Origin of the sequence: Pseudovibrio sp. Tun.PSC04-5.I4, assembly GCF_900104145.1 — a bacterium.
GTDB lineage: Bacteria > Pseudomonadota > Alphaproteobacteria > Rhizobiales > Stappiaceae > Pseudovibrio.
Window position 1 is genome coordinate 4,464,740 of record NZ_FNLB01000006.1, and the last position, 15,375, is coordinate 4,480,114.

General features: G+C 52.7%; 14 protein-coding genes. 2 read left to right on the top strand and 12 right to left on the bottom strand.

Going from position 1 to position 15,375, the window contains the following annotated elements:
- Positions 1 to 23 precede the first annotated feature (23 nt).
- Both BLS62_RS26010 and BLS62_RS26015 read right to left on the bottom strand, forming a co-directional pair.
- Positions 24 to 704 (bottom strand): hypothetical protein, encoded by a 681-nt coding sequence (locus BLS62_RS26010; protein WP_093188136.1) that lies wholly within the window; start codon positions 702 to 704, stop codon positions 24 to 26.
- Positions 697 to 996, bottom strand: coding sequence for a DUF3572 domain-containing protein (locus BLS62_RS26015; protein WP_093188138.1), 300 nt, complete (start codon positions 994 to 996; stop codon positions 697 to 699). Before BLS62_RS26015 ends, BLS62_RS26010 begins: the two co-directional genes overlap by 8 nt.
- Before the next feature lie 153 nt (positions 997 to 1,149).
- Here BLS62_RS26015 and BLS62_RS26020 point away from each other — a divergent pair, with 153 nt between their 5' ends.
- Positions 1,150 to 1,521 (top strand): response regulator, encoded by a 372-nt coding sequence (locus tag BLS62_RS26020; RefSeq protein ID WP_093188141.1) that lies wholly within the window; start codon positions 1,150 to 1,152, stop codon positions 1,519 to 1,521.
- 994 nt (positions 1,522 to 2,515) lie between these two features.
- Here BLS62_RS26020 and rpmG read toward each other — a convergent pair.
- From rpmG to topA, 6 genes are all read right to left on the bottom strand, one after another.
- Positions 2,516 to 2,683 carry a 50S ribosomal protein L33 gene (gene rpmG, locus BLS62_RS26025; RefSeq protein WP_093188143.1) on the bottom strand — a complete coding sequence of 56 codons (168 nt, stop codon included), beginning with the start codon at positions 2,681 to 2,683 and terminating at the stop codon, positions 2,516 to 2,518.
- 154 nt (positions 2,684 to 2,837) lie between these two features.
- Positions 2,838 to 4,019 carry an MFS transporter gene (locus BLS62_RS26030; protein ID WP_093188146.1) on the bottom strand — a complete coding sequence of 394 codons (1,182 nt, stop codon included), beginning with the start codon at positions 4,017 to 4,019 and terminating at the stop codon, positions 2,838 to 2,840.
- A gap of 124 nt (positions 4,020 to 4,143) precedes the next feature.
- On the bottom strand, positions 4,144 to 4,905 hold the full coding sequence (locus BLS62_RS26035) for an NUDIX hydrolase (RefSeq protein ID WP_093188149.1): 762 nt from the start codon (positions 4,903 to 4,905) through the stop codon (positions 4,144 to 4,146).
- Between the two features lie 3 nt (positions 4,906 to 4,908).
- Positions 4,909 to 5,325 carry a DUF983 domain-containing protein gene (locus tag BLS62_RS26040; protein ID WP_093188152.1) on the bottom strand — a complete coding sequence of 139 codons (417 nt, stop codon included), beginning with the start codon at positions 5,323 to 5,325 and terminating at the stop codon, positions 4,909 to 4,911.
- A 44-nt stretch (positions 5,326 to 5,369) separates the two neighbouring features.
- Entirely contained in the window at positions 5,370 to 7,637 is a 2,268-nt protein-coding gene (gene rnr / locus BLS62_RS26045) for a ribonuclease R (RefSeq protein WP_093188155.1), read from the bottom strand.
- A 143-nt stretch (positions 7,638 to 7,780) separates the two neighbouring features.
- On the bottom strand, positions 7,781 to 10,573 hold the full coding sequence (topA, locus tag BLS62_RS26050) for a type I DNA topoisomerase (protein ID WP_093188157.1): 2,793 nt from the start codon (positions 10,571 to 10,573) through the stop codon (positions 7,781 to 7,783).
- Between the two features lie 294 nt (positions 10,574 to 10,867).
- On the opposite strand from topA, the gene BLS62_RS26055 reads away from it, so the two are divergent.
- Positions 10,868 to 11,104, top strand: coding sequence for a hypothetical protein (locus tag BLS62_RS26055; RefSeq protein ID WP_093188159.1), 237 nt, complete (start codon positions 10,868 to 10,870; stop codon positions 11,102 to 11,104).
- 74 nt (positions 11,105 to 11,178) lie between these two features.
- On the opposite strand, the gene dprA is transcribed toward BLS62_RS26055, so the two are convergent.
- The 4 genes from dprA to BLS62_RS26075 are packed head-to-tail and all read right to left on the bottom strand — an operon-like array spanning position 11,179 to position 15,294.
- Positions 11,179 to 12,372, bottom strand: coding sequence for a DNA-processing protein DprA (dprA, locus tag BLS62_RS26060; protein ID WP_093188162.1), 1,194 nt, complete (start codon positions 12,370 to 12,372; stop codon positions 11,179 to 11,181).
- 5 nt (positions 12,373 to 12,377) lie between these two features.
- Complete coding sequence (gene plsY / locus BLS62_RS26065; RefSeq protein WP_093188165.1) at positions 12,378 to 12,995, bottom strand: glycerol-3-phosphate 1-O-acyltransferase PlsY; 618 nt, start codon at positions 12,993 to 12,995, stop codon at positions 12,378 to 12,380.
- Positions 12,996 to 13,018: 23 nt separating this feature from the next.
- Entirely contained in the window at positions 13,019 to 14,323 is a 1,305-nt protein-coding gene (locus BLS62_RS26070; protein WP_093188168.1) for a dihydroorotase, read from the bottom strand.
- An 11-nt stretch (positions 14,324 to 14,334) separates the two neighbouring features.
- A complete protein-coding gene (locus tag BLS62_RS26075; RefSeq protein WP_093188170.1) occupies positions 14,335 to 15,294 on the bottom strand; it encodes an aspartate carbamoyltransferase catalytic subunit in 960 nt (319 codons plus the stop codon).
- Between the last annotated feature and the right edge of the window lie 81 nt (positions 15,295 to 15,375).

The following is a 15,375-nucleotide window of genomic DNA, read 5'->3' on the forward strand; positions in this document are numbered from 1 at the left end:
AAGTCTCAGTTTGTGTGGTGAGACTAGCTTACCGCAGAGCGGAGCAGGTTTTCAATGAAATCACCGGTTTCTTCCCAACAGTTACTTTTAAGAGCGACGTTGGGTAGGTCTGATGATGTTTTGAAGAACCTTGGGTCTGCAATGAAGTGAACAAGGTGGACGTGCGGTGTGCTTTTGCCAACAGACAGAATGTTGGTTGGGCTGTCGTCGATAAAGAAGATCGGATGATGTCCGCGTTCAGCACATAACGCTGCAACTGCACCGCCTTTGGGGCCGTCATTGGTGACCAGTGGATAATCAATGTTCAGAGACTTCAGCAGATTTTCGCGGATGGTCTTGTTCTCGGCCCCGGGAAGGTTTGTAAGAATCACAATGTCGCAGTGTTGGGAGAGGCGCTTAAGTTGTTTGGCTGCGTGAGGCACAGGTTCCTGCTTGCCGCCTTCTGATGCAAAGAACGCATGAATTATCCTCATGCATGCGTCATCACTCAGGTGTTCCCCAGTCTGCACATTGATCATGTTTGCTTTGAGACGGTACGCGACTTCCTTGAAAACGATGCCTTGCTCGCTCATGAAGCGTTCCAGATGCGGGATGAATTGAAGAAGCACTTCGTCAACATCGCATATGACAAGAGGGTGAGCGCGCCGTTTCAGTTGACTGATCTGATGGAGGGCATCTGCGTTGGCTGTTTCTAACTTAGGCAAAGTAGTCCTGGCCTCCTGCAAGTTTTAGGTGAGCTGCTGCAATCATGGTTGGGCGCACACCAGCATTTTCCGTGTAGGCCAGCAGAAGCTGTTCGTCCTGCATCATGAATTCCAGCACACCTGCAAGAAATCCCGGTTCGGCCGCTGCGTCGCGAATCTCTTGTGGGCCAATGCCGGCCAGAGAGAGGAAACGACCGAGCTGTTCGGGGTTACTTGTGAGAAAGGTGAGAGCACCAATTGCAATTTCCTGTGCAGTATCTGCGGTTAAACTGCCGGTTTTGCCTAAATTCATTGGTGTTTGCCTTTCTGAAACGAATCCGAATTAACTATGTAGCAGGAAATTTAGTGTGGGACTTGTTCCAATGCCAGTCACTCGATGACTGCCTCACACGTTTATTCATGGCTAAGCCCTCTTTGGGGCCGCTTTTTATGCAGGACTGAACCGATGCAAAAGACCGTGTTGATTGTTGAAGACAACGAACTCAACATGAAGCTGTTTAACGACCTGCTTGAAGCTCATGGCTATACCACCTTGCAGTCGCGCAGTGGTATGGAAGCTATTGATCTTGCTCGCGCCCATAAGCCAGACCTGATTTTGATGGATATTCAATTGCCAGAGGTCTCCGGTCTTGAGGTGACGAAGTGGATCAAGGAAGACGATGAACTCAAAGCCATTCCGGTGATTGCAGTGACTGCATTTGCCATGAAAGGCGATGAGGAGCGAATCCGTCAGGGTGGATGTGAAGCGTATATCTCCAAGCCCATTTCCGTTGCTAGCTTTTTAGAGACTGTTTCAGGTTTTTTGAAGGAGAGCTGATAGGCAACACGTAACTTGCTATTGCAGCTAATGCTTGAGCTGTATTCAGCTTGAAGTTGCGCCTCTCCTAAATATCCTCAGCTTGTTCTTGAGTATTCCGACACGTGATGTCAGGTTTAATTGGATGAAAGTTGCATATCTAAGGTCGTAGGTCTTTGAAACTATACGAAAACACTGTGTGAATTTTACAAGGTGCCTCTGTTCCTGTATTTGCACCGCAGGCAAAGCAGAGGTTTCCTTGGTTTTGTTGTGTATAGTTTAAGAATCCCCTCCTATTTCAGGAGCGCAATTACCTTAAAGCTTTACTAAAGTCGTAAATGTTGCGATGGTGATATACGGTGATATCAACGTTAGATAATGCTTGACTAAACATTTGCGGTATTTGTTCAGGTCGATTGCTACAATCCCGACAGTGCCGCTCTGCAGACTCCCTACGGAGCGCTCAGGTCCGCCGCATCTCCTGGGTCCGTGGGGTTGGCCGGCGGGTATACGGGTTCTGAGTGGCCTCCTCGTGTCATCCGGTTCTCGCCGGCCACCGCTTTCCCTCTCACATTCTATGCCTTTTGTATGATGTTCGCAGTCCAGCGTGTGCAAGGCTTTGCCGTGCCGCTGAGTGTGGCTTGGCTCAGCTCTAATACAGATTAGGTGGGCGGAAGGTAAGGCTTCTCACGATAGTATCGGTTCACCCGTGAAAATCCAAAATACACCCAGCACCGAATTCGGCAGCTTGTGGGGATTATACTCAGAGGACCTGCACTTGTGTGTGGAAATGCTGTCTACCCCTGACAATTGAGAGGCGAAGTGGGTGAGGCGTAGAGCATTGATTTCGACAGTTTTCAATTGATCGGGCTTGGCTGAGCAGCTCTGGTTGTTTTTCGTGCGTATTCTTGACTAAATATGAAATCGTCTAGGGCTCGTCGCTGAGCTGCACATACAAAAAAGGCGCTCGCAATGCTGCAAACGCCTTTTTGATAATTCACAATGAACCCGAAGATTACTTGATCTTGGTTTCTTTGAAATCAACGTGTTTTTTTACGACTGGGTCGTATTTCCGCTTTACCATTTTATCGGTCATGGTGCGGGAGTTCTTTTTTGTTACGTAGAAATAGCCGGTGTCCGCAGTGGACTGCAGCTTGATCTTAATGGTGGTCGCCTTGGCCATCGCTAAGGATCCTGTCTGTTTTCGGCCTTAAGTGGCCAGTTGTTTTGTTTGTCCCGGTGGCACCCTCACACTTCGCTGGGCGGGGTGCTCTTCCGGTGAAACTTAGGGAATTCAGCGCGCACATTACTAATCACAGGGCTAAAGTCAAGATGCATTAGGGCGCTGCCCTGAGTCTTGCCCCTCTTATCAGGCATATAATTACATATCCGGCAAGGAATCCTGCAAATACCAGTGGTAAGCCAGAAGCACCCCACGCAGAAAGAGCAATTCCCGTGGTTGCCGGGCCCACCAGTTGGCCAATGGAATACATGAGCACAAAGGCTGCATTTGCTGACGCCAGATCCCCGCCTTCAAAGCGGGCCCCCAGATGTGTGAGACCAACTGTATAAAGACCAGCAACGACCCCACCCCAGAGGAAAAGTAGGACCAGTATGCCGATGAGGCTGCCGGAAAGCGGGATCATGAGCAAGGTGCCCAGGACACCAAAGGCACCGCAATAGATCAGAAGATGGCGCCTGTTCATACGGTCTGACAGCATGCCCAGAGGGATCTGCAGGATCATATTTCCTGCCGCCATGGCAGAGACCAGCAGGGTTGCAGTTACCGGTGTTAGTCCAATTTTGAGGCCATATAGAGGGAGCAGTGAAATACTTGATTGTTCCACAGCTCCAAAGACAAAGCCGGCGAGTGTTGCAGCCGGAGCTATCCACAAAAATGCGTAGAGCTTTGAGCTTGCTTCGCGTTCGATTCTCGGCGCGGCGTTGAAGCCAATGAGAACCGGGAGGGCGGCGATGATGATTGCAGCGCCTGCAAGGAGGAAGGGGAGCAGTCCTGTGGTTCCTGCTAGTGCCAGCATCAAAGGACCAGATGCGAAGCCCAGAGACAGCACAGTGGCGTACACGCCCATGAGCAGGCCTCTGTGCTTGGGCGGGGCGAGCGCGTTGATCCAGAACTCTGAGAGGATGAAGGCGGATGTGGTTGCGCCATGAAACAGCAGGCGCAGGGGGAACCATGCCCAGAAATTTTCCAGAACGAAGAAAAACGGCAATGAAACACCGGCCACAAGCAGGCTTATGAGTAGGGCCTGAGGCGTTCCTAGCTTGCGAGCCAGATAGGGCCCAACCGGGGTCGCTATGATCGAGGCTATGCCGGAGAAGGCTGTGTTGAGGCCAATCCACGTATCGCTGACACCGCGATGTTCCAGTGTCAGCGTTAATAGGGGCAGGCTTGCGGACAGAGAGAGGCCGACTGCGGTAATGGCAGCGATGGCAGCAATGATGCCGCGTATCTGTGTTTTTGAGAAAGAGTTGGCAAAAGAGCCGGAAGGTTGAACCATTTACAAAACTGCTTATTGCGCTTCTGCGAGCGATTGTTTGAAATGGTTCTAGCAGGAAAGATGTAAGGCGCAACAAAATGCGGTGGCAATGTTTTCTGTTTGCTGCGCCTTGGGTGTCTTACGTTTAAATTTCTTCGCGGGCGAAGCTGTCGTTCTTCCAGTAGTAGTAAGGCACTGGGCCATCTGGAGAGAGGTCGGGATCATTTGCGAGGCGGTGTTCCAGATCTGTCAGCACTGCCAATGTAATGCGTGGCAGATCCAGTTCTTTGCATTGCTCAATAGGAAGCCACTGAAGTTCTTCCAGTTCATCTGTTGGGCCAACACCAGTCTCCAGCTTATGCGCGATCTGGTCTGCCCAGACTGCGAAGAAACGGGCATCAAAGCGCCGTGTGCGCCCCGGAGGCGTGATTGCTCTGGCAACGTAGCGCATGGGTTCCAGATCCAGCTGGATGCCAAGTTCGTCAAACGCTTCAAAGCCGGGGCCAATTGGTCCTGTATTTTCATCGGCCTTACACCCAATGAAAATGCCGGCTTCTTCGTAGGTCTCACGAATGGCAGCAACAGCAAGCGCCCGCAGGCGACTTTCGGTTTTGATCTGCTTTTTGTCGTAGTTCAGCTTGGTGAGAACATCCGGGTGGTAATCGCGCACATATTTAGCGCGAGAATCATCAGAATCGACCCGACCGCCCGGAAATACAAATTTGCCCGGCATGAACTTGTGCGCCATATGGCGTTTGCCCATAAGCAAATGCAGCGAACCGTCTGGCTTGCGGTCCAAAATAAGCAGTGTTGAGGCGTCTTTAGGCCTCAAAGGTTGAGCGGCCGGATCGTTGCTTTCTTCCGTTCGCTCAACTTTAACTTCCTTCGTCAGGTCTTCCGTCGACATTCCTTACCCCTGATTGACACGCGTTGGGGTGAAACTAGGTGCTTTGCCAGCTGTTGCAAAGCCATCCATACGTAGTGCCCATTGCAAGCCAACCAAAGCGCCTTTGATTGGGCGAAGAAGGCCAAGAGCCATCACCAATGTGAGGGGAAGCCATACAGCCATATGGAGCCACATCGGCGGCACGTATGCCATCTCAACCCACATGGCGAGCAAAACGACAACGTGGCCCACAATGAAAATCGTGAAGTAGGGCGGCGCATCATCAGCGCGGTGGTGATGCAATTCCTCACCGCAATTTTTGCAGGACTGGCTCACCTCCAGATAACCATTGAAGGTGGAGCCGACGCCGCATGAAGGGCACTTGCAACGCATACCGCGCAGTACCGCTTCACCGGCGTTCCGTTCTTGATGGGTGCTCATATGTTCCTGCCTTTCCCGTCCTGTCAGTGCAGGGGAGGCACGCTTTAAGGCGTGCGCTTTCGCTTATTTCCGTCTTTTGACCGGCGTAACGCTTTTGGTTTGCTGTCACTTCTTGCTTGCCACCCTTTGTGCTTTGCAACCCGTCCAGCTGCATCGCCCTTGGTTTTGCCTTTTGTTAGCATTTCAAATCGCAGAGACCCCGCAAATGGAGCGGCTTCCACCAATTTGACCTGAACGGCATCCCCAAGTTGGAAGGTTTCACCGGTCGCTCTGCCCACAAGGGCATGAGCTGACTCTACATATTCGTAGTAATCCATACCAATAGTAGATGCAGGAATGAAGCCATCTGCGCCATTTTGTAGCAGCTTGACGAACATACCGGATTTGGTAACACCTGCAATTCGACCAGAAAACTCGGCCCCGACACGATCACAAAGCCAAAACGCAATCAGGCGATCAATGGTTTCGCGTTCGGCAAACATTGCGCGGCGTTCTGCGCCGGAAATCTCTGCTGCGATAGCAGGGAGCTTCTCTTCTACGCCATGTGGTAGGCCGTCATCGCCAAGTTTCAGGGCGCGAATAAGCGCTCTGTGTACTATTAGATCCGCATAACGGCGAATTGGTGATGTGAAGTGCGCATAACGGCGAAGATTGAGCCCGAAGTGGCCGATGTTGTCCGGATTGTACTCAGCTTGCGCTTGCGAGCGGAGCACCACTTCAGACACCATTGTGGCGCTGGCAGTGTCTTTGAACTTGTCGAGAATGTTATTGAAGACCGAAGCGCGCAGGCCACCAATGTGAGGTACTTTCACATTGAGCGTGGACAGGAAGTCGCGCAGGTTTTCCAGCTTTTCTGGTGTGGACGCATCGTGAATACGGTAGAGCAGCGGCGTGTTGCGCTTTTCGAGCTCTTCTGCTGCGGCCACGTTCGCCTGAATCATGCATTCTTCGATGAGCTTATGCGCATCGAGGCGTTCGGGGATGACGATCTGGTCAACCGTTCCATCCTCATTGAGGAGAATACGGCGTTCCGGGATGTCCAGTTCCAGCGGCGCGCGCTTGTCACGGCCCTTCTTCAGGATCTCATAGGCAGCCCAGAGCGGTTGGAGAACAGTTTCCAGCAGCGGGCCGGTCTTGTCATCTGTTACGCCTTCAATTGCCTTTTGAGCCTGTTGATAGGACAGTTTGGCTGCGCTACGCATGATAACGCGGTGGAACGAATGAGAAATCTTCGTGCCACGTTTGTCGAAGACCATACGCGTTGCCATGGAAGGCCGGTCTTCATTCTCGCGCAGAGAACACAGATCGTTGGAGATGCGCTCAGGCAGCATCGGAATAACGCGGTCCGGGAAGTAGACCGAGTTGCCGCGCAGCAGCGCTTCTTTATCCAATGGAGAGCCCGGTGTTACATAGGCGGCAACATCAGCAATGGCGACGTAGACAATACAACCGCCTTCGTTTTGCGGGTCGTCGTCGAGCTGCGCATAGACAGCATCATCGTGGTCTTTCGCGGTGGCCGGGTCAATCGTGATGAGGGGAATGTCACGCCAGTCTTCACGGCCATTAGCGGTTGCAGGCTTGACGTTTTCAGATTCAGCGATGACGGAACCGGGGAACTCGTTGCGAATGCCCTGGGTGTGCAACGCAATCTCGGAGACGGCCATTTCAGAGTTGGTTGACCCGATGCGTCTGACGACTTTGCCGCGTGCAGTGCCGTATTTGCCGACTTTGTGGACTTCGACTTTGACGAGATCGCCATCCTCGGAGTCCAGCAGGTCACGCGGGTCGATATCGACTTCTCGCTGTTTGCGGTCGACAGGCGTTAGCCTGACTATTTTTGTGTCTTTGTCGATGCGCAGGACGCCGAGAATATCGGTCTCGTTGTCTTCCAGACGCTTCATCACGCGCACGCAATGTGTCGCGTCCGGGCCAGCATCCTGGTTCATAAGTTTTACAAGCGCTTTGTCGCCAATGCCCGGAGCTGGATTGAACTTGTTTTGGCTTTGTTGTGAGAGCGCGAGAACCGTTGGTGCTTCGCCGTGCTCTTCATCCCAGTTCAGCGGGATGCCAAGTAGTTCGCCATCGGCGGTGCGGCCTGTGAGTTTTATAACAAATACAGGTGGCAAATCGCCGGGCCGCAACATGCGTTTGCGGCGTTTCTCGAGTTGGCCGTTTGCAGCCAGATCTCTGAGCATGTGTTTTAGGGGAATTCGCGCAGCGCCGACAATGCCAAAATGGCGGGCGATTTCGCGTTTTGCAGCTTTGCTGGGATTTTCTGCGATGAACTTAAGAACGTCTTCGCGGGAGGGCATTTCTGCCGGTCCCTTTTGTCGGTTTTGAATGGCCTTATTTCGGCTCAATGTATCTCATCCAGTGCAGCATAAGTGCTGCCGATAACGGCTCCCGATAAATCGGGAGCCCAATGTTTCGTTATCCGGAGAGCAGGTCGGCTGTATTAGCCTTTCTTCGCGTTGATAAGCTCAATAGCCTGTTCGCGGGTTACCGTCTCCGGGTCTGTTCCTTTGGGCAGCGAGATGAACTCTTTGCCCCATTTGATCCGAACGCCGAGACGGCCGCTGTCGCGCAGTTCCATCGTTCCGCCATCCGGATGATCGCCAATTTCTTTCAAAGCGCCTTTTGGGGCGGCCTTCTTGGCGGTTGTTTTTTTCGCCGCTGCTTTTTTCGCAGGAGCTTTCTTTTTGCCTTTTGAACCGGCTTTTGCATTTACAAGCTCGATAGCTTGCTCCAGCGTGACGGCTTCAGGTTCAACATCTTTTGGCAAGGTTGCGTTGATTTTTTCCCATTTGACGTAAGGACCATATCGTCCTGGGTACACGTTGATCGCGCCGCCGTCCGGGTGATTACCCAATTCCTTGAGTGCTTTTGCTGCCGCGCCGCGTCCGCCGCCTTTGGCACGTTTTTCTGCCAGCAGGGTGACTGCGCGGTTGATGCCAACGGTGAACACTTCTTCCGGGCCATCAAGATTTGCATAGGTGCCATCGTGTAGCACGAATGGGCCGAAACGACCTAATCCGGCAGAAATCATCTTACCGTCTTCAGGGTGTTCACCCACTTCACGCGGCAAAGACAACAGCTCAAGGGCTTTTTCCAGATCCAGATCAGCCGCGTCCCAGCCTTTTGGCAGGGAGGAGCGCTTTGGTTTGGCTTCTTCGCCCAGTTGCACATATGGACCAAAACGGCCACGGCGCAAGGAAACTTCCAGTCCGGAGACCGGATCTAAGCCAAGAACCTTGGTTCCGTCCGCATCAGCGTCGCCGCCACCGCCGCCGTTTACCAGCTGGCGGGTGTAGCCACAGTGTGGCGGATCTTCATCCGGCACTTTGCCGTCTTTTTTGTCTTTGTTGTAGTTGGAACAGCCAACGAAAGCGCCATAACGGGACACTTTCAGAGACAGACGACCGGTTTCACAAGTTGGACACTTGCGTGGGTCTTGGCCTTCTTCTGTGACTGGGAAAACATGCGCTTTGAGAGATTCGTTCAGTGAATCCAAAACTTCCGTGTTGGATCGTTTGATAACCTCATCACAGATTTCGTGGAATGGATTCCAGAAATCGCGCAAAACGGCCTTCCATTCCAGCTCACCAGCGGAGATTTTATCGAGTTGGTCTTCAAGGCTCGCAGTGAAATCGTATTCCACGTAACGATTGAAGAAGTCCTCAAGGAACGCAATGACAAGACGGCCTTTATCTTGTGGGATAAGGCGCTTCTTGTCCAGATCCACATACTCGCGGTCGCGCAGGGTTTGCAGCGTTGCGGCGTAGGTGGATGGGCGGCCAATGCCCAGCTCTTCCATCTTTTTCACCAGCGTTGCTTCTGTGAAGCGTGGTGGTGGTTCAGTGAAATGCTGGCTGGCTTCTATGCCTTTACGGTCGAGTTTATCGCTTTTGTTGACGGCTGGCAGACGGCGGCTTTCTTCGTCTTCCTCATCATCTTTGCCTTCTTGGTAGAGGGCGAGGAAGCCGTCAAACCGTACGACTGAGCCAGAAGCACGCAGGGATGCTTTCTTGGAGCCGTCGGCTGCGTCAATATCAATCGTGGTGCGTTCCAGAACAGCGGAGGCCATCTGGGAGGCGATTGTTCGCTTCCAGACCAGCTCGTAGAGGCGAGCGCCATCTTCATCAAGGACCTTGGCCATGTCACGCGGGTGGCGTGTCAGCTCAGTTGGACGGATCGCTTCGTGGGCTTCCTGTGCATTCTTGGCTTTGACAGTGTAGACGCGTGGCTTTTCTGGCACGTATTCTTTGCCGTACTTGGACGCGATTACACTGCGGCAGCTTTCGATTGCTTCGGGAGCGATCTGTACACCATCTGTACGCATGTAGGTGATAAGACCGGTGGTTTCGCCGCCGATATTTGCCCCTTCATAAAGCTTTTGAGCCACCTGCATGGTCCGCGCTGCGGCAAACCCGAGTTTGCGCGAGGCTTCCTGCTGCAAGGTTGATGTGGTGAACGGCGCATATGGATTACGCTTCTGCGGTTTGCTTTCAACGTTTGCAACATTGAAGCTTGCGCTTTCCAGCATCTTTTTGATGGTGGTGGCTTCACCTTCTGAGGTGATGTCGAGACGTGTGATTTTTTTGCCGTCAAACCCGGTCAGGCGCGCTGGAAGAGCTGCGCTCTCTGGGGTGTTGAGGTTGGCAAGGATGGACCAGTATTCCTGTGACTTGAAACTTTCGATTTCAACTTCACGTTGGCAAACAAGGCGCAGGGATACGGATTGTACGCGGCCTGCTGAGCGTGCGCCCGGCAGTTTGCGCCACAAAACGGGAGAGAGCGTGAATCCTACGAGGTAATCCAATGCGCGGCGGGCCAGGTAGGCGTCAACCAATGGCACATCCAGCTCGCGCGGATTTTGCATGGCCTCAAGCACAGAATTTTTGGTGATCGCGTTGAAAACCACGCGCTCAATTTTCTTATCCTTGAGGACGCGTTTCTTTTTCAGAACTTCCAAAACATGCCAGGAAATGGCTTCGCCTTCGCGATCCGGATCGGTTGCGAGAATAAGGCGGTCAGCCCCCTTCACAGCGTCGGCGATCTCCGACAGGCGCTTTTGAGATTTGGAATCAACGGCCCAGGACATAGCAAAGTCGTCATCCGGCAGCACTGACCCATCCTTAGGCGGAAGGTCGCGCACATGGCCGTAGGACGCCAGAACTATATAGTCCTTGCCCAGATATTTATTGATCGTCTTGGCTTTCGCCGGTGATTCCACAATGACTACGTTCATTGATTTCCTGGCTTTCGCGTAAATCTCGTCTTGGAATTGATAAATCAAAAACCGATTTTATGAGTCGAACCGAAACAATCTCGGATGACTGTGCGGCTGTCAAATGGCCTTTTCAGACCGATAGGTCAAGAGCGGAAAAGCCACTCCCTCAATTTTCCTTGGTTATAAAATTGGTTGCGCTTGATTGTTTGCGCAACCTAGGATAGTTGCCGATGCTTGGTTAACCCTCAGATAGCAAAACACTTTTCATGAATGTGCTTATTGCATCCTAGATACTAAAGAAGGTTAAAAGCTTTGGCTGAACACTCCTTGCTGAAAGATGCCAAACAAATCCAAACAAGGGACGTGGCAGATTATTGTGCCAAAATGTGCCGTGAATTAAGTGATCTGGCTCGTGCAAACCGGCTTGATTTACTCGGGTATCTGCTTGTTTTGGCGGAAAAAGAGGCTGAAGCACGTGTTTCAGCTCTACCTCAAGCTCCTGAAAGTGATGCGCGAGAGACACAATTGGAATCCAGCTCAACAAAGTAACTCAGAAATAAGTGGATTGACCTGCCTTCCGATTCAGAACGCTTAAAAACCAGAGATATTGTGTGAAGCTCACGTCAGGCTGAACTGGTGTGTATGATTGAAAGTTTATTGGGTCTATGGCGTTCCAGACGGCCAGCCAGCTCAATCTCTAACAGCACCAGCTGTAAAGTTTGCAGGGGAAGTCCCGTGAAACGCAACAACTCGTCCTGATCAATGGGCGCTTCTGTGAGGGCATCTATAACGATCTGCCGGTCCTGCTCGTTCGCATCCATTGGTTTGTTTGCCTGAGATAGGATTGCAGGGTCTGGAGAAAGCCATTTGAGGGATGGTTCATCTATGCCCATTTGAAGCGGCAGGGGCATGGCGATCTTTGCTTGCATGGCCTCCAGAACATCATGAGCCGTCTGGATCAGGGCTGCGCCTTGCTGAATGAGTTTGTTAGCGCCTACGGACCGTGGATCCATTGGCGAGCCGGGAACGGCAAGGATTTCGCGGTTTTGCTCAAGGGCGTATCTGGCGGTGTGGAGCGAGCCTGATTTTTCTGCAGCCTCTATGAGAATGACACCGAGCGACATGCCGGAGATGAGGCGGTTGCGTCTTGGAAAGTCGCGTGCTCTCGGGTTCCAGCCGATGGGCATTTCGCTGATGGCGGCCCCGTTTGCGGCCACCATTCTCCCAAAAAGCCCCGTGTTTTCTTTGGGATAGATGGTGTCGATGCCCCCTGCAAAGGCTGCGATGGTTCCACTGTGCAGGGCTGCCTGATGCGCGGCGCTGTCTATACCTCGTGCAAGCCCCGAAATGATGGTGAAGCCTTCCGCGGAGAGGTCTTTGGCCAGACTCCCTGCAAACTTAGCTCCGGCTGCGGAGCAATTTCGCGCGCCTATGATGGCGAGCGTTTTTTGCGCTCCTGTGAGTTCTTGCTGAAGAGGGTCGCGAGCTCTGATGGCAAGCAGTGGCGGGGGCGCATCTATATGGCGAAGAAGTGGGGGATAGGCTCTTTCTCCCAAAGCAATCAGGCGGGCTCCCATTTTGTAAAGCGCGGCTAATTCCGCTTCTGCTTTGTCCTTGGAATAGAGGCGGTAGGATTTCTTACCGCCTCTGCGAGAAAGTTCTGGAAGAGCGGTTAGCGCGGCTTCTGCTGACCCAAAGTGATTGATCAGTTCTCTGAATGTTCGCGGTCCGACGTTCTCTGATCTGATGAGACGTAGCCACGCAAGCCGTTGGGTATCACTGAGGTGAGGTGCCCGGCTTGCAATGGCTGTTCCCATTTAGCTCATCCTTTGGATCCGATCTTGCTCTCATTACCCTTCAGCAAGCGCGTGATGTTCTCGTGATGTTTGGCCCATAGTATTACACTGAGCACTCCCATCATTTGCGCAATTTGCCACTGATCGAAAGCCAGCAGAATAAAGGGAGTGACAAGGCTGGCGACCAGTGCTGCCATGGATGAGTACTTGGTGATGTAGGCCGTCACGATCCAGATGGCGATGAAGATGACACCAACAGGCCAAAACACGCCTAAGAGGATACCAATGTAGGTTGCGACGCCTTTGCCACCTTTGAACTTCAGCCAGATAGGGAAGAGATGCCCAAGGAATGCGCCAAGGCCTGCAACAAGAGCTATATCGCCGCCCATGAACAGTTTGACCAGAACGACGGCCAGTGTGGCTTTGAGGGCATCACAGAGCAATGTCAGGGCTGCTAGTTTTTTGCTGCCTGTGCGCAGGACATTGGTGGTGCCAATGTTGCCGGAGCCTATGTTGCGGATATCTCCGTGGCCTGCCATCTTTGTAAACAGCAGGCCAAAAGGGATAGAGCCCAACACATAGCCAAAGGCCAATGCAGCCAGATAATAGGGTAGATCAAGGGACCAGCTGATTGGTTCAGGCACGTTTGTTTCTCCGATTGTTGCTCTTAAGCGGCGTAGTTGTACAGAATGCGGCCTGCAACAACGGTTGTCAAAACCCTGCCGGTCAAAGTTTCATCCTCGAAAGGCGTATTCTTTGAACGAGAACGGATTTTGTCCTTCTCAACAATCCAAGGTTTTTGTGGATCAAACACAATCAGGTCTGCCGGAGCCCCTCTTTGCAGACGGCCCGCCGACAAGCCCAGACGATCAGCTGGATTGCATGTCATTGTTGCAAGCAGCTTGGACAGGGAAATGTCTTCGTTGTGTACGAGACGCATTCCAGCTCCAAGCAGTGTCTCCAGCCCTAACGCACCATCCTCAGATTCTGCAAAGGGGTGACGCTTAGTTTCCACATCCTGAGGGTTATGATCGGACATTATTATGTCGATTGTGCCATTTGCCAGTGCTTCGACCATGGCCATGCGGTCATCTTCGGTGCGCAAGGGAGGCGACATCTTGTGGAAGGTCCGGTAGGGGCCGATGTCATTTTCGTTGAGCGTGAGATGATTGATGGAGATGCCAGCGGTGACATTGAGGCCATCATCTTTTGCTTTTTGAATTGCCAAAGCACTCTGCGGGCAGGAAATAAGGCGGGCGTGGTATTTGCCTTGTGCCATGGCAACAAGGCGCATATCGCGCTCGATGGCGATGAATTCTGCTTCACGCGGAATGCCACTAAGACCAAGCCATGTGGCACGCAGACCTGAGTTCATGACACCTGAGCCAGCAAGATCCTTATCCTTTGCCTGATGCACAACCAGTGCATCAAAGTCGCGGGCATAGGTCAGGAGACGCAGCAGCACCGAGGAGTTGGTGATCGGGTGCGTGTCATTGGTGAAGGCGATAGCACCGGCTTCTTGCAGCAGGCCCAGCTCGCTCATCTCCGTCCCTCTGAGGCCCTTGGTTAGAGCCGCCATTGGGTGAACATTGACGATTGCTGTATCGCGGGCGCGGCGCAGGATGAAATCTACCAGGGCAGGATCATCAATGACCGGGTCTGTGTCCGGGCTTGTCACCATGGTGGTGACACCGCCTGAAGCTGCTGCCTGGCTTGCACTTTCCAGTGTTTCGCGGTGTTCTGCACCGGGTTCACCAACACTGACACCAATATCAATCAGGCCCGGTGCAACAACTGCACCGTTACAGTCGATCGTTGCTGCCCCATCAGGTTTGCCCTGATTGAGGGCACTTGGGCCAGCGGCAAGGATTTTGCCATCAGCGATGATGACAGTGCCGGGTGCGTCCATGTTGGAAGCTGGGTCGATAACGCGTGCGTTTGTCAGGACCAGCGGGTTCACATTCTTGTTCATACGCTTGGCCTCTATGAGTTATCTGGCAGATTGTTTGCAAGGGCTTCCAGCACTGCCATGCGAATGGCAACACCCATTTCCACCTGCTCGCGGATTAGGCTTTGAGGGCCGTCAGCAACTTCTGCGGAAATCTCCACACCACGGTTCATTGGGCCGGGGTGCATCACCAGTGCGTCTGGGTTTGCGTAGGAGAGTTTTTCTGCGTCCAGACCGTGGTATCGGAAGTATTCGCGGACGGAGGGAACAAAAGCCCCACTCATGCGCTCGCGCTGCAGTCGCAGCATCATCACGATGTCACAGCCGACCAGGCCTTCACGCATGTCTGTGAATACTTCAACGCCCATACTATGAATACCAGAGGGCATTAGTGTAGAGGGAGCTATGACACGTACGCGTGCTCCCATGTTTGCCAGAAGGATGATGTTGGAGCGTGCGACACGGGAATGGCGGATGTCTCCGCAAATTGCTATTGTCAGACCACTGAGAGTTCCTTTGTGGCGACGAATAGTCAAGGCATCCAGAAGAGCCTGGGTTGGGTGTTCGTGAGGGCCGTCTCCGGCGTTTACGACTGCACAGCCAACTTTGCGGGCTAGCAGGTGTACCGCTCCTGCAGCGTGGTGGCGAACAACCAGCAAATCCGGGCGCATGGCGTTCAAGGTTGCAGCTGTGTCGATCAGGGTTTCACCCTTTTTCACAGAAGAGGTGGAGACCGACATGTTCATCACATCCGCGCCCAGGCGCTTGCCTGCAAGCTCAAAAGACGATTGGGTGCGGGTGGAAGCCTCAAAGAAGAGGTTTATTTGCGTTCGCCCTCGCAGAACGGCCTTCTGCTTTTCTACCTGACGGGACACTTCGACGGCTTCGTCGGCGAGATCCAATAGGTAATCAATTTCGGGAGGCTGCAATCCCTCGATACCGAGGAGATGGCGATGCGGGAACGCGGAGGATCGATGTGTGTTTTTTTTGGTCATCGAAGACCCTTATATATGCAGGAACCCTATGCTCGTAAAGAGCTCTACAGATGTATTGTTATTGTTGTGCAAATCGGTGTT